22 protein-coding genes and 1 pseudogene are annotated in these 22,138 nt (G+C 70.4%); 16 read left to right on the plus strand and 7 right to left on the minus strand.

What is annotated here, in order from left to right:
- Positions 1-108 precede the first annotated feature (108 nt).
- The 7 genes and pseudogenes from ACZ4SA_RS06385 to ACZ4SA_RS06415 form a co-directional block, all read right to left on the minus strand.
- The gene (locus ACZ4SA_RS06385) at positions 109-1,509 is read right to left on the minus strand and encodes an 8-oxoguanine deaminase (protein WP_468270442.1); all 1,401 of its coding nucleotides are present in this window, start codon (positions 1,507-1,509) and stop codon (positions 109-111) included.
- A gap of 51 nt (positions 1,510-1,560) precedes the next feature.
- Positions 1,561-1,839: pseudogene (locus tag ACZ4SA_RS06390) on the minus strand (solute carrier family 23 protein); the annotation flags it as partial.
- Positions 1,840-1,996: 157 nt separating this feature from the next.
- Positions 1,997-2,920 carry a factor-independent urate hydroxylase gene (gene pucL, locus ACZ4SA_RS06395; protein WP_468270444.1) on the minus strand — a complete coding sequence of 308 codons (924 nt, stop codon included), beginning with the start codon at positions 2,918-2,920 and terminating at the stop codon, positions 1,997-1,999.
- Between the two features lie 5 nt (positions 2,921-2,925).
- Positions 2,926-3,324, minus strand: coding sequence for a hydroxyisourate hydrolase (gene uraH, locus ACZ4SA_RS06400; protein WP_468270446.1), 399 nt, complete (start codon positions 3,322-3,324; stop codon positions 2,926-2,928).
- On the minus strand, positions 3,321-3,842 hold the full coding sequence (gene uraD, locus ACZ4SA_RS06405) for a 2-oxo-4-hydroxy-4-carboxy-5-ureidoimidazoline decarboxylase (RefSeq protein WP_468270448.1): 522 nt from the start codon (positions 3,840-3,842) through the stop codon (positions 3,321-3,323). Before uraD ends, uraH begins: the two co-directional genes overlap by 4 nt.
- 363 nt (positions 3,843-4,205) lie before the next feature.
- Positions 4,206-4,580: a helix-turn-helix domain-containing protein gene (locus ACZ4SA_RS06410; protein WP_468270449.1), complete on the minus strand. Its 375-nt coding sequence runs from the start codon at positions 4,578-4,580 to the stop codon at positions 4,206-4,208.
- Entirely contained in the window at positions 4,577-4,825 is a 249-nt protein-coding gene (locus ACZ4SA_RS06415; protein ID WP_468270805.1) for a hypothetical protein, read from the minus strand. The genes ACZ4SA_RS06410 and ACZ4SA_RS06415 overlap by 4 nt, the downstream gene beginning before the upstream one ends.
- 187 nt (positions 4,826-5,012) lie before the next feature.
- On the opposite strand from ACZ4SA_RS06415, the gene ACZ4SA_RS06420 reads away from it, so the two are divergent.
- From ACZ4SA_RS06420 to ACZ4SA_RS06495, 16 genes are all read left to right on the plus strand, one after another.
- The gene (locus tag ACZ4SA_RS06420) at positions 5,013-6,095 is read left to right on the plus strand and encodes a lytic transglycosylase domain-containing protein (RefSeq protein WP_468270451.1); all 1,083 of its coding nucleotides are present in this window, start codon (positions 5,013-5,015) and stop codon (positions 6,093-6,095) included.
- Between the two features lie 54 nt (positions 6,096-6,149).
- On the plus strand, positions 6,150-7,211 hold the full coding sequence (locus ACZ4SA_RS06425) for an RNA polymerase sigma factor (RefSeq protein ID WP_468270453.1): 1,062 nt from the start codon (positions 6,150-6,152) through the stop codon (positions 7,209-7,211).
- 181 nt (positions 7,212-7,392) lie between these two features.
- Positions 7,393-8,337 (plus strand): ABC transporter ATP-binding protein, encoded by a 945-nt coding sequence (locus tag ACZ4SA_RS06430; RefSeq protein WP_468270454.1) that lies wholly within the window; start codon positions 7,393-7,395, stop codon positions 8,335-8,337.
- The gene (locus ACZ4SA_RS06435) at positions 8,334-9,104 is read left to right on the plus strand and encodes an MlaE family ABC transporter permease (protein WP_468270456.1); all 771 of its coding nucleotides are present in this window, start codon (positions 8,334-8,336) and stop codon (positions 9,102-9,104) included. Before ACZ4SA_RS06430 ends, ACZ4SA_RS06435 begins: the two co-directional genes overlap by 4 nt.
- Positions 9,105-9,107: 3 nt before the next feature.
- Entirely contained in the window at positions 9,108-9,926 is an 819-nt protein-coding gene (locus ACZ4SA_RS06440) for an MlaE family ABC transporter permease (protein ID WP_264248352.1), read from the plus strand.
- 6 nt (positions 9,927-9,932) lie between these two features.
- A complete protein-coding gene (locus tag ACZ4SA_RS06445; RefSeq protein ID WP_468270458.1) occupies positions 9,933-11,201 on the plus strand; it encodes an MCE family protein in 1,269 nt (422 codons plus the stop codon).
- Positions 11,198-12,235 (plus strand): MCE family protein, encoded by a 1,038-nt coding sequence (locus tag ACZ4SA_RS06450; RefSeq protein ID WP_468270460.1) that lies wholly within the window; start codon positions 11,198-11,200, stop codon positions 12,233-12,235. The genes ACZ4SA_RS06445 and ACZ4SA_RS06450 overlap by 4 nt, the downstream gene beginning before the upstream one ends.
- A complete protein-coding gene (locus ACZ4SA_RS06455; RefSeq protein WP_468270462.1) occupies positions 12,232-13,236 on the plus strand; it encodes an MCE family protein in 1,005 nt (334 codons plus the stop codon). The genes ACZ4SA_RS06450 and ACZ4SA_RS06455 overlap by 4 nt, the downstream gene beginning before the upstream one ends.
- On the plus strand, positions 13,233-14,390 hold the full coding sequence (locus ACZ4SA_RS06460) for an MCE family protein (protein ID WP_468270464.1): 1,158 nt from the start codon (positions 13,233-13,235) through the stop codon (positions 14,388-14,390). The genes ACZ4SA_RS06455 and ACZ4SA_RS06460 overlap by 4 nt, the downstream gene beginning before the upstream one ends.
- Entirely contained in the window at positions 14,387-15,688 is a 1,302-nt protein-coding gene (locus ACZ4SA_RS06465) for an MCE family protein (RefSeq protein WP_468270466.1), read from the plus strand. Before ACZ4SA_RS06460 ends, ACZ4SA_RS06465 begins: the two co-directional genes overlap by 4 nt.
- Complete coding sequence (locus ACZ4SA_RS06470; protein WP_468270468.1) at positions 15,685-16,956, plus strand: MCE family protein; 1,272 nt, start codon at positions 15,685-15,687, stop codon at positions 16,954-16,956. Before ACZ4SA_RS06465 ends, ACZ4SA_RS06470 begins: the two co-directional genes overlap by 4 nt.
- Positions 16,929-17,507, plus strand: a complete 579-nt coding sequence (locus ACZ4SA_RS06475; RefSeq protein WP_468270470.1) for a hypothetical protein — start codon at positions 16,929-16,931, stop codon at positions 17,505-17,507. The genes ACZ4SA_RS06470 and ACZ4SA_RS06475 overlap by 28 nt, the downstream gene beginning before the upstream one ends.
- 58 nt (positions 17,508-17,565) lie before the next feature.
- Entirely contained in the window at positions 17,566-18,339 is a 774-nt protein-coding gene (locus ACZ4SA_RS06480; protein ID WP_468270472.1) for a hypothetical protein, read from the plus strand.
- A 201-nt stretch (positions 18,340-18,540) separates the two neighbouring features.
- Complete coding sequence (locus tag ACZ4SA_RS06485; RefSeq protein ID WP_468270474.1) at positions 18,541-19,380, plus strand: TIM barrel protein; 840 nt, start codon at positions 18,541-18,543, stop codon at positions 19,378-19,380.
- Positions 19,381-19,437: 57 nt separating this feature from the next.
- Positions 19,438-20,328, plus strand: coding sequence for a 2-hydroxy-3-oxopropionate reductase (locus ACZ4SA_RS06490; protein WP_468270475.1), 891 nt, complete (start codon positions 19,438-19,440; stop codon positions 20,326-20,328).
- A 212-nt stretch (positions 20,329-20,540) separates the two neighbouring features.
- A complete protein-coding gene (locus ACZ4SA_RS06495; RefSeq protein ID WP_468270477.1) occupies positions 20,541-22,007 on the plus strand; it encodes a catalase in 1,467 nt (488 codons plus the stop codon).
- Positions 22,008-22,138: the final 131 nt, after the last annotated feature.

Genomic DNA, 22,138 nt, shown 5'->3' on the forward strand with positions numbered 1-22,138 from the left:
GGTGCGCACTCTTTGTCGTACGCACCCCCCGGTGACAGTTGCCGTGGACCCCGCTCGGGTCCACGGCCGCCGGCCGGGGGCCGTCCCCCCCGGCCGGACTTCCTTGGGTCAGCCCTGCGCGGCGATTCGCGCGAGGCGCTGTGCCTCGTCCCGCGTGGAGCGGGCGATGGCGTCCTCGTCCACCGTGGTGAGGTGGTTCGTCTCGACGACGGGCCTGCCGTCGACGAGAGAGAGGGTCACCGGCGCGGCCGCGCCGAAGACGAGCGCGACGACCGGGTCGGCGATGGAGGAGTGCGCGAGTGTGTCCAGCTTCCACAGCACCAGGTCGGCGAGCTTGCCCGGCTCGAGAGATCCGATCTGGTCGGCGCGGCCGAGGACCTGCGCGCCGCCGTACGTGCCGAGCCGCAGCGCCTGGCGCGCATTGAGCGCCGCCTCGCGATGGGCGCCGAGCCGGTTGATCAGCAGGGCGTTGCGCAGTTCGGTGTGCAGCTCGCCGGACTCGTTGGACGCGGTGCCGTCGACGCCGAGGCCCACCGGCACGCCGGCCTTGAGCATGTCGGGGACGCGGGCGATGCCGGCGGCCAGCCGCGCGTTGGAGGAGGGGCAGTGCGCGACGCCCGTGCGCGTGCGGGCGAACGCCTCGATGTCGGAGTCGTTCATGTGGACGCAGTGCGCCATCCACACGTCCTCGCCGAGCCAGCCGGTCGACTCGAAGTAGTCGGTCGGGCCCAGGCCGAAGAGCTCCTTGCAGAACTGCTCCTCCTCGACGGTCTCCGAGCCGTGGGTGTGCAGGCGCACCCCGAGACGGCGCGCCAGCTCTGCGCCCTGCTTGAGCAGTTCGGTGGAGACGGAGAACGGGGAGCACGGTGCGACGGCGACCTGCGTCATGGCGTCGAAGGAGGCGTCATGGTGCTGCTTGACGGTCTCCTCGGTGGCGGCGAGGGCGCCCTCCAGGGTCTCCACCGCGAAGTCCGGCGGCAGGCCGCCGTCCTTCTCGCTGCGGTCCATGGAGCCGCGGGCGAGGGTGAACCGTACGCCCATCTCGCGGGCGGCGCCGATGACCGCGCCGGACAGGTCGCCCGAGCCCTGCGGGTAGACGTAGTGGTGGTCCATGGCGGTGGTGACACCGCCGCGGGCCATCATCGCGAGCGAGCCCTGGGCGGCGGCGCGGACCATCGGCTCGTCGATGCGCGCCCAGGTCGGGTAGAGCGCCACCAGCCAGTTGAAGAGGTTGTGGTCGGTGGCGAGGCCGCGGGTGATCCACTGGTAGAAGTGGTGGTGCGTGTTGACGAGACCGGGGGTGACGAGGTGCCCGGTGCCGTCGACGCGGCGCACCACGTTCGTCAGCCCCTGGGGGGCCTGGCCGGCACCGACGGACTCGATCCTGTTGCCCGCGACGACGATGTGGCCGGAGGCGTATTCGGTGTCGTTGACGTCGACGGTGGCGATCGCACAGTTCTCGATGACGATGCGCGGGGTCGCGCCGTCGGGGGCTGCCGAAGTTGCCATGGTGCTTCCTTCTCCTGACTCGGGATGTGGCGGTACGGGCACGGCAGGACCCTAGGTGGATTTGAGTGCCACAGCCGTGCGGCTGCGGGTGCCGAGATGGTGGAGGAACAGGATCAGCGATACCGCTGCGAGTGCTCCGGCGCTGATGCCGGAGCCGGGCACCGGGAACACGCCGAGGCTCAGCAGCGTGCCGCCCGCGGCGGCGACGTAGCGGCTGCGGACCCGGGGGAGGGACACCACGCCCGCGTTCTGGGCGAACGCGGAGGTCGGGAAGCCGCCGGAGACGGGTCCGTGGAGGGTGGCGACGCCGTCGGTGCACAGCCGCGTGAGGGGAAGCTTCTCGTCCACCGGGTGGACGACAAGCGGTGCGGAGCAGGGGCCTTGGGGAACTTCCGCCGAATCCGTTGCAGGCTGTGCCATGGTTCTTCCCTCCGGTCCGGCCTGCCCCCGCCCGGCTGCGGGCGGACGGGGGCGGGCCGGTCCCGCATCAGAGGTTGGTCATGTCGACCGGGATCTGCGGCTCGACGCCGTCCCGGAGGACGGTGGCCTCGATGAGGCCGTACGGACGGTCCGCCGCGAAGTAGACCTCGTTGTCGTTCTTGAGGCCGAACGGCTCGAGGTCGACCAGGAAGTGGTGGTTGTTCGGCAGGGAGAAGCGGATCTCGTCGATCTCGCTGCGGCTGTTGATGACCCGCGAACCCATCTGGTACAGGGTCTGCTGGAGCGAGAGCGAGTACGTCTCGGCGAAGGCCTGCAGGATGTGCTTCCTGGCCTGCGCGTACGACTTCTCCCAGTTGGGCATCCGGTCTTCGTCGCTGGCCCAGTTGTAGCGCCAGGCAGCGGAGACGTCGGTGCACAGGATGCGGTCGTACGCCTCCTGGAGCGTCGTGTACTTGTCCTTGACGTAGCCCCAGAACTCCGAGTTGGTGGAGTTCATGACGGTGAGGTCCTTGAGGCCGGACACGACCTCCCACTTCTCACCGTCGAAGGTGATCTGGGCGGTGCGCAGCTCCTGGCCCTTGCGGACGAAGGAGTGGTTGACCTCGTCGGAACCGATGAACTTGGAGTTGTTGTCCGAGGTCGCGATGCGCTCCCAGGAGTACTCCTCGATGCGGATGCGCGCCCGGTGGATCGGCTCCTGGCTCGTCACGAAGTGGCGGGCGAGGTGGATGCCGAACTGCTCGGCGGACTCGATGCCGTACTCCTTGGCGAACGCGTACACCGTGTTCTTGGTGGTGTCGGTCGGCAGGACGTTGGCGTTGGAGCCGGAGTAGTGGACGTCCTCCATGTCGCCGGAGAGGGCGACGGAGACGTTCAGGTCCTTGATGTGATGGGTGTCGCCGTCCCGCGTGATCCTGACGACTCGGTTCTCTGCTTTGCCGTACTGGTTCTGGCCGAGAATCGTGGGCATGTCTGCTAGCTCCCTCGGTAAACGGAGTAGCCGAACGGGTTGAGCAGCAGCGGTACGTGGTAGTGCTCGCCCGGTACGACGGCGAAGGTGATCGCCACTTCCGGAAAGAACACACCGGATGCACCGCTGTCCCGATTCGCGGGGGCGTCCTGCTGCGCATCGGCTTGCTTGTTCTCGAAGTACGTCTCGGTCTCGAAGTCGAGACGTACGTGTGTCGTGCCTTCCGGCAGGGCCGGCAGGTCCTTGCAACGCCCGTCCGCGTCGGTCTTCGAACCGCCGAGCGCCTCCCACTGGTCCTTGGCGCCGCCACGGGCGGACAGTGAGATGGCGACGCCCTCGGCGGGGCGTCCGACGCTGGTGTCCAGAATGTGCGTGGACACCGAGGCCGTGGTTTCCGTGCTCATGCGCTGTGTTCCTCTGCGAGCTCTGCGAGACGGGTCAGACGGATGCGGTTGATCTTGCCCAGTTCGGCGCGGACGATCTCCCGCTCCTGTTCGGGCGAGTTGTCGATCCGCTCGCGTACGGCGTCCCGCATCTGCTCGCCGGTACGCCCGGTGGCGCAGATCAGGAAGACATGGCCGAACTTGTCCTGGTAGGCAAGGTTCAGCTCGAGCATTTCGGCCTTGAGGGCCTCGGAGGCGCCGGCCATTCCGCTCTGTTCGCGGGAGGAGGTCGGGTCCCCGGGCTTCGGCCTGCCGATCGGCGGGTGACCCGCCATCGCCTCGGCCAGGTCCCCGGCGGTCAGTTCGGCCGTGGCGGCGTCACTGGCCTCGAAGAGGGCCTCGGTGGTGGCGTACGGTCGCTGGGCGAGCAGCTTGCTCCCCCACGCCGAGCTGGCACACACCTCGTGCAGTGCGGCCAGGGCCGCACCGTCCTCGGAGGCGTTGAACCGGGCGAGGCCCGGGTTCGGAAGTGAAGTCACGGGAGCCTCCGTGGCTTGTTCATCGTGGTACGTCGGACGGGCTGCGGACAGCTAACGCCCTCCGGCAACGCGCCGTCAACACTTTGTTGAAAACTTGGGGTCACAAATGGTGCCACCCGGTCCGCGCTCCGGCGGCCCCGTCTCGGAGCCCTGCGCGGCTTTCGCGGCACGGATCGGGGCGTCCGACACCATTGCGGCAGCACACGGAGACTCGATCCCTTACAGCCGAGTATCGGACATGTCCTCATTCGACTGGAACATCGCCTCCGGTTGCCCGTACCACCGACAACGATGTCGAGCTGCGCCGGCCTCGACAGGTGCCGAGGCCGGCGCTGTGCCGTGCGGCGCCGGACGGTGCGGCCGTCAGCCGCCCGACGGACTCTTGTCCCGGTTCAGGTAGTTGTAGACGGTGAAGCGGCTGACGCCGAGGGCGCCCGCCACCGTCTCCACGCCGTGCCGCACGGAGAAGGCACCACGCGACTCCAGCGTCCGGACGATCGCCTGCTTGGTCTTACGGTCCAGTTCGGCGAGCGGCCGTCCGTGCTGCCGCTCGAGCGCCGCGAGGATGTGGTCGAGGGAGTCCGCGAGCTGGGGCAGACGCACGGCGAGGACCTCCTCGCCCTCCCAGCTGAGTACGACGTCGTCCTCTGCCGCCTCGGCGAGACCGATGAGGACACCGCCCATCGCGTCCACCAGGGGCTTCACGGCTTCCGCGAGCGCGTGGTCGGGGGCGGTCATCCCTCTCCCTCCACCACGTTGACCTGGAGGGAGACCCGCGTGGCCCCGTTCTCCAGCGCCTTGCGCAGCAGCGCGTCGACAGCGCCCAGGACCTGGTCGGCACCGCCCTCCGCGGTATTGCCGAACGGCCCGACGTCGACCGTGTCGAGATCCGCCCCCTGGACGACCTCACGCACGGCCAGGGCGTGCGGCGGCGGCTCGTCCAGGTCGAACGGCTCCGTCGTGAACTCCACTCTCAGTCGCACCATGCCTCCACGTTATGGCCTGTCCCGTAGGCCTTGACCCTCTCCCCGTTCACCGGCTTCACCGGCGCGAGCCGGGAACACACGTCGCGGCGCGACGGACCGGCGGCGGTCCCGCGTAGAGCAGACGACGAGAGCCACGCCGGTCCCGGTTCCGTCCGGACCGGTGGCACAGGGAGGGGTCTGCATCATGACAGGACGCATCGGCAGAGGTGTCAAGGCGACGGCGGCCGCCGCCATGGCGGTCGCGGCGCTCACCGCCTCGCAAGGACCCGGGACCTCCGTCCCGGCCGGGCAGCGGCAGCCGCTGCCGATGGGAGGAACCGTCTCCGGCGACAGCGAATACCGCACGGAGCTGCCGCCGCTGCGGACGCCGGGGCCGGCGGACGTCCGGGCGCCGGGGGTCTTCGCCGCACCGGCGGCAGGAGCGCTCCCCGCGACGGTGTTCGCCGCGTACCGGGCCGCCGAGGCCGCGCTCGCGCGCAGCGCTCCGGGCTGCGGCCTTCGGCTGCAACTGCTCGCCGCGATCGGCCAGGTCGAGTCCGGGCAGGCGCGCGGCGGACGTGTCCTCGCCGACGGCACGTCGCTCTCGCCGATCCTCGGCCCGCGGCTGGACGGCAACGGCTTCGCGCTCATCAGGGACAGCGACGGCGGGGAGTACGACGGGGACACGGCGTACGACCGTGCCGTGGGGCCCATGCAGTTCATCCCCTCCACCTGGGCGCGCTGGGGCGCCGACGGCAACGGCGACGGCCGTGCCGACCCGGGGAACATCTTCGACGCGGCGCTCGCGGCCGGGCGGTACCTGTGTGCGGGAGGGCGGGACCTGTCGGAGAGGGCAGGCCTGGAGCGCGCGATCCTCGGCTACAACCACTCCGTGGCATACCTGCGGACGGTGCTGGCCTGGTACGCGTACTACCTCGGCGGCCACCGGGTGGTGCCGGACGACCGCGGCCCGTCCGCCGGGCCCGGCCCGTCCGTCCCGGCCGCTCCGGAGCCGCGGCGCACCGCCGGGCCGCGCCCCGCAGCGGCCCCGTCGCCCACGGCAGCACCGGCCGCGACCCGGCCGACCGCCCGGCCCTCCTCCTCGCCCTCCCCGCGCCCCGGCAGCACCGGGCCGGCCGGCAGCCATGAACCGGCGGAGCCGTTGCTGCCGCTTCCGGACGTGCAGCCGCCCGGCGTCGACCTGCCAGGCGGCTCCGGCGGACTGACCAGCAACGGAACGGACTCGATGGACGCAGGCCCCTCCACAATCCCGGATACCGGGCGGTAATGTCGCCACCCGCCGGGCAGGGACGCGACCGGCGGAGTGAGCGAAGGGGCTCTCATGGCTACGGACATGCAGCCTGCCCAGCCCGACGGGCCGGGCCGGGCGACCAGGGAACGCTGGCAGCGCGCCTGGAGCCACCGCGAGGACCTGCTCAAGGTGGCCCGCCGCCGGTCGGTGAGTGCCGAGGACGCCGAGGACGCCGTGCACGAGGCGATGCTGCGAGCCGCGGAGCACCCGGACCTCGACGACGAACGGCTGGGCGCCTGGCTGACGACGGTGACCATGCGGCTGTGCGTGGACCGCCACCGCCAGGTCCACCGGGAAACCCAGGTACGCAGCAGCCCGAGGCTGCACCCCCCGGGTCCGGTCCCCGTCGAGGAGGCGGTCTGCGACCGGGCGGAGGCGAACTGGCTCGCCGTACGCAGCTCGGAACTGCCCGCCCGGCAGGCCGAGGCCCTCTGGCTGAAGGCGGAGGACCTGGACGTCGGGCAGGTCGCCACGAAGATGGGCCTGAGCTACCGCACCGTCGAGTCCCTGCTGGCACGCGCCCGCCGCACCCTGCGCAACTCGCTGGCGGCGACGCTCGGGCTGGTGCTGTGGCTGTGCGGCCGGGGCAGGCCCGACAGCGGGGGCAACGCCCAGGTTGTGGCGCTCGCCTCGACGGCGGTGACGCTCGCGGTCGCGGGCCTGGTCCTGCCGTACGTCCATGACGGCGACGCCCCCGGGCCGCGCCCCGCGCCGCCGGGGGTGACGGAGGCGGCCCGGTCCGAAGCACCCGGACCCGGCCGTACGGGTGCGCCGGGAAATGCCGCCCCGTCGCCCGCCCCGGCCCAGGACGCGCCGGGCGCTGCCCGCCCGGCTGGAGAGCGAGGCCTGCCGCTGCCGGAACTGCCCGGCGTGCCGCTGCCCGCGCTGCCCCTGTCCACACCTCCCGTGTCCCGGCTGCCCGTCGTCCCGGGGGACGTCGTGCCCTCGCTGCCGCCCCTCCCCCCGGCCTCGCTGCCCCCGGCGTCGCTGCCCTCCCCGCGTCTTTCCGCCCCGGAGCCGCTGCCCTCGCCGGACACGTCGCTGCCCGCTCTCCGGCAGTCCCCGACCGTGCCGCCCGTGCCGGCGCCGTAGCCGCACCCGGCGGCGCACCCCAGGTCGGAGCGCCGCGACGGCGCCCCTTCAAGGCCACTTCAAGGCCACTTCAAGGCCACTTCAAGGCCACGCGAAAAAACTAATCGCCTGTCGCGACGGACGCCCCTCCCCTCCCCGTAGAGCAGTTGTCGGACCGCTCCACGGCTGAAGGGTGTACCGGATGGGTGTCGAGATCTGCGTGGAAGGACTCACCAAGTCCTTCGGGCGCCAGGTCATCTGGCAGGACGTCTCCCTGACGCTGCCCGCCGGGGAGGTCTCCGTCATGCTGGGGCCCTCCGGGACCGGCAAGTCCGTGTTCCTGAAGACCCTCGTGGGGCTGCTGCGGCCCGAGCACGGGTCGATCCGGATCGCCGGGCAGGACATCACGACACTGCGCGAGCACGAGCTCTACGAGGTCCGGAAGCTCTTCGGCGTGCTGTTCCAGGACGGCGCGCTGTTCGGGTCGATGAATCTCTACGACAACATTGCCTTCCCCCTCCGCGAGCACACCCGCAAGCCGGAGAGCGAGATCCGCCGCATCGTCCTCGAGAAGATGGACATGGTCGGTCTGATCGGCGCGGAGGACAAGCTGCCCGGCGAGATTTCGGGTGGTATGCGAAAACGTGCCGGTCTCGCCCGTGCGCTCGTACTCGACCCGGAGATCATCCTCTTCGACGAGCCGGACTCGGGTCTCGACCCCGTACGCGTGGCGTACCTGAACCAGCTGATCGTCGACCTCAACGCGCAGATCGACGCCACGTTCCTGATCGTCACCCACGACATCGCCTCCGCCCGGCAGGTCCCGGACAACATCGGGCTGCTGTTCCGCCGCGAGCTGGTGATGTTCGGGCCGCGTGAGCAGCTGCTGACCAGCGAGGAGCCTGTGGTGCGGCAATTCCTCAATGGACGGATGCAGGGGCCGATCGGGATGGCGGAGGAGAAGGACGCCGCGCAGATCGAGCAGGAGCTGGAGCAGCTCGGGGCGGGCAAGGAAACGGCTCCCTCCGTGACGGAGCTGACGCCGCGGCTGCTGCCGACCAAGGGCATCGAACGGCCGCCCCGCTGGGAGGCGATCGCCGACCGCGAGAGGCTGCGGCGGGTACGCGGAAGGGTGGGCGGCGCATGAGCCTGTCACCGACCGGGGCGCTGCGACAGTCGGGCAGCCTGTTCGCCATGGGGCTCGACGTCCTGCGCACGATCCCCAAACGGCCCTTCCAGGTCCGGGAGTTCATCCAGCAGGCGTGGTTCGTCGCGAGTGTGACGATCCTGCCGACGGCGCTGGTGTCGATCCCGTTCGGCGCGGTGATCGCGTTGCAGATCGGCAGTCTGACGCGGCAGCTCGGCGCCCAGTCGTTCTCGGGGGCGGCCTCCGTCCTCGCGGTGCTGCGCGAGGCGTCGCCGATCGTGACGGCGCTGCTGATCGCGGGTGCCGGCGGCACCGCGATCTGTGCGGATCTCGGGGCGCGCAAGATCCGCGAGGAGATCGACGCGATGCAGGTACTGGGCATCGACCCGATCCACCGGCTGGTCGTGCCGAGGGTGCTGGCCACGATGCTGGTGGCGGTGCTGCTCAACGGCCTGGTGTCGGTGGTCGGGGTGGCCGGCGGCTACTTCTTCAACGTGGTGCTGCAGAACGGCACTCCGGGCGCCTATCTCGCCTCGTTCACCACACTCGCCCAGCTCTCCGACCTGTGGGCGGCGGAGCTCAAGGCACTCGTGTTCGGGGCGATCGCCGCGATCGTCGCCTCGTACAAGGGGCTGACCGCGAAGGGCGGCCCGAAGGGCGTCGGTGACGCGGTGAACCAGTCGGTGGTCATCACCTTCATGTTGCTGTTCGTGACGAACTTCGTGATGACCGCCGTGTACTTCCAAATCGTTCCGCAGAGGGGCTGAGCGATGCCGCTGATGAACCGTCTGCTGCCGCCGCAGCTCGAGGAGTTGGGCAGGCAGCTGTCCTTCTACGGCCGTTCGCTGGCCTGGACCGGCCGCACCCTGCGCCGCTACAAGAAGGAGATCCTGCGACTGCTCGCGGAGGTGAGCTTCGGCCGGGGCGCGCTGGCCGTCGTCGGTGGCACCGTCGGCGTGATCGCGTTCCTGTCGTTCTTCACCGGCACCGAGGTCGGCCTCCAGGGGTACGCGGCGCTCAACCAGCTCGGCACGTCGAACTTCGTGGCGTTCCTGTCCGCGTACTTCAACACCCGTGAGATCGCCCCGCTGGTGGCGGGCCTGGCGCTCTCCGCGACGGTCGGGGCCGGGTTCACCGCGCAGCTGGGCGCGATGCGGATCAGCGAGGAGACCGACGCGCTCGAGGTGATGGGCGTCCCGTCGCTGCCGTTCCTGGTGACGACGCGGATGATCGCCGGTTTCGTCGCCGTGATCCCGCTGTACGTGGTGGGGCTGCTGTCCTCGTACTTCGCGGCCCGCACGATCACCACGGGCTACTACGGGCAGTCGGCCGGCACCTACGACCACTACTTCCAGCAGTATCTGCCGCCGGTGGACGTGCTGTGGTCCTTCGGCAAGGTGATCGTCTTCGCCGTCGTGATCATCCTGGTGCACTGCTACTACGGCTACTACGCGAGCGGCGGCCCCGCCGGTGTCGGCGTCGCCGTGGGCCGTGCGGTGCGCACCTCGATCGTGGCGATCAACATTCTCGACTTCTTCCTCAGTCTGGCGATCTGGGGCGCCAACACGACCGTACGGATTGCGGGGTAGACGCCGATGAGCATGCAAGGAAGCGCCGCGGCGCAGGCCGGCCGGCTGCGGCTGTACGGGGTGGTGTTCCTCGCCGTCATCGCGCTGCTGCTGTCGCTGTCGGTGGCCACGTACCAGCAGGTGTTCACCTCGGTCGTGCGCATCACGCTGGAGGCGGACACGCTGGGCAACCAGCTCGATCCGAGGGCCGACGTCAAGCTGCGCGGGCTGCTCGTCGGGGAGGTGCGCGAGGTGCGGGCCGACGGGGAGAAGGCGACGCTGGACATCGCGCTGAAGCCCGAGCACGTGCCGCGCATCCCGGCCGATGTGCACGCCCGGCTGCTGCCGAAGACGCTCTTCGGCGAGAAGTTCGTCGACCTGGTGGTGCCCGGCGGCTCCTCGGGCCGGCACATCCGGGCCGGGGACGTGATCACACAGGACCGCACCCGGGCAGGCATCGAGGTGCAGCATCTGATGAACGACCTGCTGCCGCTGCTGCGCACCGTGCGGCCCGCGGATCTCAACGCGACGCTGCACGCGTTCTCCACCGCTCTGGAGGGGCGCGGCGACCGTATCGGCGACAACCTCGTACGGCTGGAGCGCTATCTGAGCAGGCTGAACCCGCACCTGCCGTCGCTCCAGGAGGACATCTCGCGGTTCGCGGACGTCGCGGAGGTGTACGGGGACGCGGCACCGGACCTGATGCGGATCCTGCGCAACTCGATCACCACCAGCCGCACCGTGGTGGAGAAGCGGGAGCAGCTGGCCGCCGCCCTCACCGGGACGGCGAGGGTCGCCGGCACGGCGGAGAAGTTCTTCGACGACAACGGGGAGCGGCTGATCACCCTGGGCCGCGTCTCCCGCCCGACCCTCGACCTCTTCGCCCGCTACGCGCCCGAGTACCCGTGTCTGCTGGAAGGCCTGGAGCGCCAGGGCAGGGAGTCGGAGAAGGCGTTCCGGGGCGGCGAGATGCGCATCACCCTCGAATTCGTCCATCCGCGACCCGCGTACCGACCTGGTGAGGAACCGCGCTATGCCGAGCGCTCCGGCCCCGACTGCAGAAGCATCCCCGATCCTTCCGTGCCGGCGGGACACACCAAGCTCGACGACGGTACGAAGGACGTCGCTGCCGGCGGCCCGCCCTCAGGCGGCTCGGTCTCCGCGACGGCGGCCGAGCAGCGGGCCGTCGGCTCGCTGGTCGCGCCGGTGCTCGGGGTGCCGGCCGACCGGGTGCCCGCGGTGGCGACGCTTCTCTTCGGGCCCATGGCGCGCGGGACGGCGGTGAGTGTGGCATGAAGGCGTCACGAGCCACCCGGGTCACCGGCCCGCTGGTCAAGTTCCTGCTGTTCGCCGTGGTGACGATCCTGGCGACGACACTGCTCGCGGCGACGATCGTCAACATCTCCTTCGCCCCGGAACACACCTATCGCGCGGTGTTCAGCGATGTCACCAGCCTGGAGGAGGGCGACGACATCCGCGTCGCGGGAGTGCGCGTCGGCGAGGTCGAGGCCATAAGGATCAAGGACCGGACGCTGGCCGAGGTGACGTTCTCCGTCACCCGCGACCGGCCACTGCTGACCAGCACCGGGGCGGTCATCCGCTACCGGAGCCTGGTGGGGCAGCGCTATGTGGCGCTCACCGAGGGCGCGGGCGACGGGACCCGGCTGAAGCCGGGTGCGACGATCCCGCTGGCCCGGACCCAGCCGGCGCTCGACCTGAACGCGCTGCTGGGCGGCTTCAAGCCGCTGTTCGCCGCGCTCAGCCCGAAAGACGTCAACCAGCTCGCCACCAACATCATCAAGACGCTTCAGGGCGAGGGCGGAACGGTCAACAGCCTGCTGGCGCACACCGCGTCCCTGACCACGACCCTCGCCGACCGGGACGAGCTGATCGGCTCTGTGATCGACAACCTCAACACCACGCTGCAGACCCTCGACAAGCGCGGCGCCCGGTTCTCCGGGCTGCTCAAGCAGCTGCAGCGGCTGATCTCCGGACTGTCCGCCGACCGCAAGCCGATCGGGTCCTCGCTGGAGAACATCGGCTCGCTGACCGAGGCGACCTCCGGTCTGCTCGAGGACGCCCGGCCGCCGCTGAAGGGCGACATCGCCGAGCTGAGGGACCTCACCAAGACGCTGAACGACAACGAGAAGACCGTGGAGGGCGTGCTGAAGCGGCTGCCGAACAAGCTCAACAAGCTGACGGGGACCGCCTCGTACGGTTCCTGGTTCAACTTCTACCTCTGTGACTTCGACGGCCGGATCGTGCTGCCGAAGACCCGAGAGGTGATCACTCCGGAGCTGCACGTGGCACGGGCGAGGTGCGGCGGATGAGGATACGGCTCTTCCCCCGTACGACACCGTTCCGTGACCGGAACCCGGTGGTGATCGGCGCGGTCGGCGTCACCGCGCTCGGCCTGCTGACGACCGCCGCGTTCAACGCCGACAGCCTGCCGGTGATCGGCAACGGGGAGACGTACAGCGCGGCCTTCTCCGAGGCCGGCGGGCTCAAGCCCGGTGACGAGGTGCGGATCGCGGGGGTGAAGGTCGGCAAGGTCGACGAGGTCGGTCTCGCCGGCGACCATGTGAAGGTCACCTTCAAGATCAAGGGCAAGCCTGAGTTCGGCACGAGGACCGGCGCGGCCATCCGGATCAAGACGATCCTGGGCGCGAAGTACCTGGCCCTGCAGCCGAAGGGGTCCGGACAGTTGCGGCCCGGCAGCGAGATCCCGCTGGAGCGCACGACACCGGCGTACGACGTCGTCCAGGCCTTCAGTGATCTGACGACCACCAGCGAAAAGGTCGACACGGAGCAGTTGGCGAAGGCCCTGGACACCATCTCGACGACCTTCGAGGACTCACCGGAGGAGGTGCGCGCCTCGATCAAGGGACTGTCGAAGATCTCGAAGACGGTGGCCTCGCGTGACGAGGACCTGCGCGAGCTGCTGAAGCACAGCAATTCGGTCACCAAGGTGCTCGCGGAACGCTCCGGTGAGTTCACCACCCTGGTGAAGGACGGCGACGCACTCTTCAAGGAGATATCCCGGCGCCGGGCGGCCATCCATGCGCTGCTCAAGAGCTCGGCGGCGCTCGGCATCCAGCTGTCCGGCCTCGTCAAGGACAACGAGAAGGAGATCGGCCCGGCGCTCGAAGGGCTGAACCAGGTGGTGCGGATGCTGGAGCGCAACCAGGCGAGCCTCGACCGCAGCGTCGCGCTGCTCGCGCCCTATGTGCGGGTCTTCACCAACACCCTCGGCAACGGCCGCTGGTTCGACAGCTACATCCAGAACATGGTCGCCGCTCCGGTGGTCCCCCGGACAGGAGGGTCGCGATGAAGGGCCGCATCCGCTTCAACCCGAAGGGCCGTACGGCCCGGCTGACGGCCGCCGCCGTCGCCACGGCGCTGCTGGTCTGCGCCGCGGTCGTGCTGTGGCCGCGCGAGGAACCGATGCGCGTCACCGCGTACTTCCCGCGCACGGTGGGCATCTACCCGGGCTCCGACGTGCGGGTGCTCGGCGTACGCGTCGGTGAGGTCACCGAGATCGTCCCCGAGGGCGGCAGGGTGCGGGTGGAGCTCGAGTACGAACCCGGGCGCAGGATCCCGGCCGACGCCCGGGCCGCCATCATCAACTCCTCGGTCGTCAGCGACCGTTACGTGCAGATGCTGCCGGTGTACCAGGGCGGGCCCGTGATGCGCGACGGCGCGGTGATCCCGGAGAGCCGCACGGCGGTGCCGGTGGAGCTGGACCGGGTTTTCGACAGCCTGCACACGACGGCCGAGGCGCTCGGTCCCAAGGGTGCCAACAAGGACGGCTCGCTCTCGCGGCTGCTGGGGGTGAGCGCCGACAATCTCGACGGCCAGGGCGAACAGATGCACCAGACGGTGGAGGACCTGTCCCTCGCGGTCACCACGCTGTCCGACGGCAGGCAGGACCTGTTCGGCACCGTACGCAACCTGCAGGTGTTCACCGCGGCGCTCGCCGCCGACGACAAGAGCGTGCGGTCGTTCAACGACAGTCTCGCCGCGGTCGCCGACCAGCTCGCCGGGGAGCGCAAGGACCTCGCGGCGGCGCTCAAGCACCTGGGGGTGGCGCTCGGCGACGTGTCGAAGTTCGTGAAGAACAACAAGAAGGCGCTGACCGAGGACGTGAAGGGACTCAGCAAGGTCACCAAGGTGCTGGTCACCCAGCGGGCGGCGCTGGCGGAGCTGCTGGAGGTCGCGCCCGCCGGCCTGTCGAACCTCCAGAACGCCTACAACCCCTCGTCCGGCACCCTCGACACCCGCAACAACCCCGACCATCCGCAGGACCCGGCGGCGCTGCTGTGCTCGCTGCTGAAGACCACCGGCGACGCAGGGGGCAAGAACCCCGACTGCGCGGAGCTGGACAAGCTGTTCGACTCGCTGCCCAAGGTGCCGAAGTCCGGCCCCGTGTCGGGCACCGGCCAGGTCGACCGGACGCTCGGCGGAATCCTGGAGGCACGCGCATGAGTGCACCCCGCAGGCGCAGGGCCGTGGCCCTGGTGACGGCCATGGGCTCCGTGCTGCTCACCGGCTGCGACTTCAACGGCCTGTACGACGTGAACCTGCCCGGCGGCGCGGCGGCCGACGGCAACGCCTACCACGTGACGGCCTACTTCAGGGACGTCCTCGACCTGGTCCCGCAGTCGGCGGTGAAGGTCAACAACGTCACCGTGGGCGCGGTCGAGAAGGTGGAGCTGGTCGGCTGGCACGCCCGGGTGCGGCTGCGTATCGCGGACGATGTGAAGCTGCCCGGCAACGCCGTCGCCGATCTGCGGCAGACCAGCATGCTCGGTGAGAAGTACGTGGCCCTGTCCCCGCCGGCCGGCATCGAAGCCGAGGGGCGGCTCACCGACGGTGCGCGCATCCCGCTGTCGCGCACCGGGCGCAACCCCGAGATCGAGGAGGTGCTCTCCGCGCTCTCCGCGCTGCTGAACGGCGGCGGTGTGGCACAGCTCAAGACGATCACCGTGGAGCTGAACAAGGCGCTGGAGGGCCGGGAGAACCGGGTCAAGGACCTGCTCGGCGAGCTGGACACGTTCATCGGCGGACTCGACAAGCAGCGCAAGGAGATCGTCCGGGCGCTCAAGGGGATCGACCGGCTGGCGAAGCGGCTGGCCGCTGAGAAGAAGACGATCGCACAGGCCGTGGACACGATGCCCGGCGCGCTGAAGGTACTGGCCGACCAGCGCCGCAATCTGACGGCGATGCTCACCTCGCTCTCGGAGCTCGGGAAGACGGGCACCAAGGTGATCAACACCTCACGCGCGGACACGGTGGCCAATCTCAGGAGCCTGCAGCCGATCCTGCAGGAGCTGAACAAGGCCGGCAGCGATCTGCCCAACTCGCTGGAGATCCTGACGACCTATCCGTTCCCCCGGAACGCGACCGGCGCCATCAAGGGCGACTACGTCAACCTCAAGATCACCGCGGATCTGGACCTCGCGAGCATCTACGGCAATCTCGCCGAGGAACCGAAGAAACCGGGCGCCCCGGACGAGCCCGAGCTGCCGGAGCTTCCCCGCACGCCCGGCCTGCCCGGGGTGCCCGGCCTGCCGGAAGCGCCTCTGCCGACCGCGCCCCCCGAGGTTCCCGGCGCACCGACGCCGGGCGCGCCCACGTCCCCCGGCGGCGACGGACCGCTGTGTCCGCCGGTGTGCACCGGCAGCCACGCCTCCTACGAGAGCGCGTCCGGCGACGGACGCCGACTGGCCGCGGGGATCGATCTGGCACTGGCCGAGCTGATGCTGAAGGGGATGCAGCCGTGATCACACGTACGGTCAGGGCCCAGTTGATCGCCTTCGCCGCGGTCACCGCCGTCGGGTGTTCGTACGTCGGAGCCCGCTACACCGGCCTCGTCGACGCCCTGCTCGACCGCGGCTACACGGTGCGGGCCGACTTCGCCGACTCCGGAGGCATCTTCCAGGGTGCCGAGGTCACCTACCGGGGCGTTCCGGTGGGCCGGGTCGGTGAGCTGCGGCTCGCCGGCCCGGACGGTGTCTCGGTGGCGCTGGACATCGAGGACGGGACCCGGATACCGGCGGACACGCTGGCCGTGGTGGCGAACCGTTCCGCGGTCGGCGAGCAGTACGTCGACCTCCAGCCGCGCCGCTCCGGCGGCCCGTATCTGCACGAGGGGACCGAGATCCCGCGCGCCGACACCAGGGTCCCGCTGCCCACGACGGCGCCCATCCTCAGCCTGGACCGGCTGGTCGACTCGGTCGGCAAGGACGATCTGCGGGTCACGGTCGACGAACTCGGCAAGGCCTTCGCCGGCACCGGGCCGCATCTGAGCAAGCTGGTGGACTCCGGAAACCTGCTGGTCGAGTCGGCCTCGGAGAACCTTCCCGAGACGACCTCGCTCATCGAGGACTCGCGGGTGGTGCTGAAGACCCAGAGCGACAAGGGGTCGGCGATCAAGTCGTTCTCCCGCGACCTGGCCGCGCTCACCGCGGAGCTGAAGGCGCGTGACGGCGATCTGCGGCGGCTGGTCGGCAACAGCGCCCCGGCGGCGCAGGAGGTGGACTCGCTGCTGAAGTCCAACGAGACGCATCTGCCGGTGCTGCTCTCCAATCTGATCAGCGGCGGCCAGGTCACCGTGGCCCGCCTGCCGGGGGTGGAGCAGGCGCTGGTGACGTTCCCGGTGATCGTCGCCGGCAGCTACACCGTGATCCCCGGCGACGGCACCACCCACTTCGGCATGGTTGTGAACGCCGACGACCCGCCGTCCTGCCGCCGGGGATACGGCACCCAGCGGCGCGACCCGGCGGACACCTCGGAGCGGCCCGCCAACACCCGGGCACGCTGCACCGAGCCGCGCGGCAGCGGTACCTCGGTGCGCGGCGCCCAGAACGCGCCCGGCCCCTCAGGGTCCGGCGGCGCGCGGCAGGCGGCACACGTCACCCCGTACGACCCGGAGACCGGCACCCTCGCCGGGCCGGGCGGCACGCTCCTCGAGATCGGCTCGACGGGCGGAGAACAGAGCACGTTCGGAAAGGACTCGTGGCAATGGCTGCTCGTGGGACCGATGGCATGAGCGCGGGCGGTGTCCTCCCGCGACCGGCAATTCTGCTGCGGCGGCTCGGCGGCAGGCTTGCCGGCGCTGCGGGGCGCGGCAGGGCACTGGCGGTGACGCTGGCCGTGGCGACCGTCGCCGTGACGGCGCTCAGCGGCTGGCTGTGCCTCCAGGTGTACGAGCAGCGGGCGGAGGTCCGCCGGCACCAGGACATCCTGGCCGCCGCCCGCCAGTCCGCGCTGAATTTCACATCGCTGGACTACCGGCACTACGAACGGGACAGCGCGAACGTGCTGAAGGGCGCGACCGGCGACTTCAAGGAGCAGTTCGCCGCGCAGACCGGCGAGTTGACCAAGCTGGTCGCCGCCAACAGGTCCGTCTCCGAGGGGCAGGTGCTCGAGGCGGGCATAGCGCGGGCCGACGAGCGCTCGGCACGGGTGCTGGTCGTCGCCGACAGCAAGGTGACGAACAAGGCCGCGCCGGAGGGGCAGTCCCGTACCTACCGGCTGCAGATCGACCTCGTGCTCGAGAAGGGCCGCTGGCTGGCGTCCGATGTCGAGTTCGTCGGCTGACCCGGCGGGCGGCACACCCGAGCGCACACCCGTACCCGCAGCAGTGAGGAGCAAGACCGTGGCGAACCCGACCATCCGGGGCCGTGGCTCCACCTCTACCGGCCGTCGCGCCATGTCGGCGGCCGCGCGTGCGGCCGCCAAGCGGTCGGACCGCGTCCGGCCGGGCCCGGGCGCTTCCGCCGTGCTCGATGCGCCGCGCGGCCCGGCTCCCCGGCGGCTCGAGGCACCCGACGACGCCTCGCAGGCCCGCCGGGACGAGAACCAGCACGTGGGGCCCGTCGTGGCGGCGGGGGAGGCGACGGCGCTCCTTCCGGAGCGCCGCCGGCGCCGGCGCCGGGCGCGGCTCTGCGCCCTGCTCGCCGTCCTGCTGGTCCTCGGGCTGACCGCCGCGGGCGTGCTGGGGTGGGAGTACGCCGAGGGGCGGCATACCGACGCGGCCCGGGCGCAGGCGGTCGCGGCGGCGCGGAAGGCGGCGCCGGTGGTGCTGTCGTACGACCACCGCAGGCTGGACAAGGACTTCGCCGCGGCTCGCGGCCATCTGACCGGCGCGTTCGCGGAGGAGTACGGCAGGACCACGAGCAAGGTGGTGGGGCCCACCGCGAAGAAGTACCGCGGGGTCGTCAAGGCGAGCGTGGTCGCGCCCCCGGACGGCGGCGCGCCCGCTGTTTCGGTGGTCTCCGTGTCCCCTGACCGGGCCGTGGTGCTGCTGTTCGTCAACCAAGTCACCACCAGTACGCAGGTCACCGGTTCTCGGGTCGATCTGAACCGGGTCCGGCTGACGATGACGCGTACGTCCGGCGGCTGGAAGGTGAGTGCCGTCGACGCGCTCTGAGGAGCGCCCCTGAGACGCGGGGGGACGCCCCCGGCCCCCCGCACGCCTCCCGAGCTGGGACGGAAGAAGGCATGACCCGCCTTCCGACGGCCCGCTCGGGGGGCGCTTTTTTGTGGCCGCTCTTGACAGCCTTCTCCCCACCCGGCGATTATTCCGTCAGACAGAAAGAGACTTCCGCAATACGGAAGGGGCGCAAACCCCATGGGATACAGCGACCACCGCTTCGACGTGAACCTCTCGATCCTCTTCGCGGAACTCCCGCTGCTGGAGCGCCCCGCGGCCGCCGCCGCGGCCGGCTTCACCGCGGTCGAGCTGTGGTGGCCGTGGATCGAGACCCCCACCCCGCCGCAGGCGGAGCTCGACGCCCTCAAGAAGGCGCTCGACGACGCCGGCACCCGGCTGGTGGGCCTGAACTTCTACGCCGGGCAGCTGCCCGGCCCCGACCGCGGCGCGCTCTCCGTGCCGGGCGCGGAGTCCGACCGCTTCCGCGACAACATCGAGGTGGCGGCCGACTTCGCCGCCTCGGTGGGCTGCAAGGCGCTCAACGCCCTCTACGGCAACCGCGTGGACGGCGTCGCCCCGCAGATCCAGGACACCCTCGCCCTGGAGAACCTGGCACTCGCGGCCCGCGCGGCCGACCGTGTCGGCGCGATCCTGCTGGTCGAGACCCTGAACAAGCCGGAGTCGCCGCTGTACCCGCTGGTCAGCGCCCCGGCCGCGATCGAGGTCATCGACAAGGTCAACGCGGCGACCGGCCTCGGCAACGCCAAGTTCCTGCTGGACATCTACCACCTGTCCATGAACGGCGAGGACGTCTCCCAGGTCATCGAGGCCTACGCCGGCAAGACCGGCCACGTCCAGATCGCCGACAACCCGGGCCGCGGCGCGCCGGGCACCGGCTCGCTCGCGCTGGAGCAGCTCCTCGACGAGCTGAAGAAGGCCGGTTACGAGGGCTGGGTCGGCCTGGAGTACAAGGCCGGCGACCGCCCGAGCGCGGACTCCTTCGACTGGCTCCCCGCCGAGGCCCGCGCGGCCCGCTGACCGGTCGACCCCATTGACGAGCTGACGCAACAGAGCTTTTAGGAAGGCACCCTCACCATGAGCAATCTCCCCAAGATCGCGTGGATCGGACTCGGAATCATGGGCTCCCCCATGTCCGAGAACCTGCTGAAGGCCGGCTACTCCGTCACCGGCTTCACCCTGGAGCAGGACAAGCTGGACCGCCTCTCCGCCTCCGGCGGCACCGCTGCCGACTCGATCGCGGAGGCCGTCGAGGACGCCGACGTGGTCATCACCATGGTCCCCGCCTCCCCGCAGGTCGAGGCCATCGCCTACGGCCCCGACGGCATCCTCGAGAACGCCAAGCAGGGCGCGCTGCTGATCGACATGTCCTCGATCACCCCGCAGACCTCCGTCGACCTGGCGAAGAACGCCGCGGACAAGGGCATCCGCGTGCTCGACGCCCCCGTCTCCGGCGGCGAGGCCGGCGCGATCGAGGCCGTGCTCTCGATCATGGTCGGTGGCGAGCAGGCCGACTTCGACACCGCGAAGCCGATCCTCGAGGCCCTCGGCAAGACCATCGTGCTCTGCGGCCCGCACGGCTCCGGCCAGACGGTCAAGGCCGCCAACCAGCTGATCGTCGCCGTCAACATCCAGGCGTGCGCGGAGGCGGTGGTATTCCTGGAGAAGTCCGGCGTGAACCTGCAGGCCGCGCTCGACGTCCTGGGCGGCGGTCTGGCCGGCTCGACCGTCCTGACCCGCAAGAAGGACAACTTCCTGAACCGGGACTTCAAGCCCGGCTTCCGGATCGACCTGCACCACAAGGACATGGGCATCGTCACCGACGCCGCCCGCAACGTCGGCGCCGCGCTGCCCGTCGGTGCGGTCGTCGCCCAGCTGGTCGCCTCCCTGCGCACCCAGGGCGACGGCGGCCTGGACCACTCGGCGCTGCTGCGCTCGGTCGAGCGCCTCTCCGGCCGGCAGGTCTGACGACACCCGGCCACCGCAGGCCCCCTGCCCGGGCCGGCCGTGCCCCCCGACTTCCGGTCGGTGTCGGCGCTGACACCTGTCCTGTCGCGCCCAGGCGCCGACACCGACCGGAACACCATCTCTCGATTTCAACAAACTGTTGACGTTTCGTTCGGAGCGTATCTACGCTCCTCGAACCGTCACCCAGTGCAGCTCCCGTACGGAAGGTCACGATGTCGAAGCGCGTGCTTACGACCGAGTCCGGCGCCCCCGTCGCCGACAATCAGAACTCCGCCACCGCCGGCGTCGGTGGCCCCATCCTCCTGCAGGACCAGCACCTGCTGGAGAAGCTCGCGCGCTTCAACCGTGAGCGCATCCCGGAGCGTGTGGTGCACGCCCGCGGCTCCGGCGCGTACGGGTACTTCGAGGTGACCGACGACGTCACCGGGTACACCAAGGCGGACTTCCTCTCCGAGGTCGGCAGGCGGACCGAGACGTTCCTGCGCTTCTCCACCGTCGCCGACTCCCTCGGCGGTGCGGACGCGGTCCGCGACCCCCGCGGCTTCGCGGTGAAGTTCTACACCGAAGAGGGCAATTACGACCTCGTCGGCAACAACACCCCGGTGTTCTTCATCAAGGACCCCATCAAGTTCCCCGACTTCATCCACTCCCAGAAGCGTGACCCGTTCACCGGCAAGCAGGAGCCGGACAACGTCTGGGACTTCTGGGCGCACGCCCCCGAGGCGACGCACCAGGTGACCTGGCTGATGGGCGACCGCGGCATCCCCGCCTCGTACCGTCACATGAACGGCTACGGTTCCCACACCTACCAGTGGACCAACGAGGCGGGCGAGGCCTTCTTCGTGAAGTACCACTTCAAGACGAACCAGGGTGTGCGCTCCCTGTCGTCCGAGCAGGCCGCGGAACTGGTCGGCAAGGACGCCAACTCGCACCAGACGGACCTGCTGCAGGCCATCGAGCGCGGCGTGAACCCGTCCTGGACCCTGTACGTGCAGATCATGCCGGCGGCCGAGGCGGCCGACTACCGCTTCAACCCGTTCGACCTGACCAAGGTGTGGCCGCACGCCGACTACCCGCTGCAGCGGGTGGGCCGCCTGGTCCTCGACCGCAACCCGGACAACGTGTTCGCGGAGGTCGAGCAGGCCGCGTTCTCCCCGAACAACTTCGTTCCCGGCATCGGCCCTTCGCCGGACAAGATGCTCCAGGGCCGGCTGTTCGCCTACGCCGACGCCCACCGCTACCGCCTCGGTGTCAACCACACCCAGCTGCCGGTGAACGCGCCGAAGGCCGTTCTTGGGGGGTCTGCCGACAACTACGGCCGGGACGGCCTGATGGCCACCCGCAACGGCTCGCGCCACGACAAGAACTACGAGCCCAACTCCTACTCGGGTCCCGCCCAGACCGACGCCGCGCTCTCCGCGCCGCTCGCCGTCACCGGCTGGGTCGGCACCCACGCCGCGCCCGCCCACGTCAAGGACGACGACTTCTTCCAGGCCGGTGAGCTGTACCGCCTGATGTCAAAGGACGAGAAGGGCCGTCTGATCGCGAACATCGCGGGCGGCCTGTCCCAGGTCACGCGCGACGACGTGATCGAGAAGAACCTGGCCCACTTCCACGCCGCCGACCCCGAGTACGGCAAGCGCGTGGAGGAGGCGGTCCGCGCCCTGCGCGAGGACTGACCACAAGGCTGCGCCCAGGGGCTGACGGACAGTCGGCCCCGGGGCGTGCGCCCGCTCGGCGGACCCGGATGAGGGGTGGTCCTCCAGCGGGCGGAAGTGAGGACCGCGGCGGTCGTGCGATGCCAGTGCGG

Source organism: Streptomyces sp. NPDC027962, assembly GCF_055566095.1.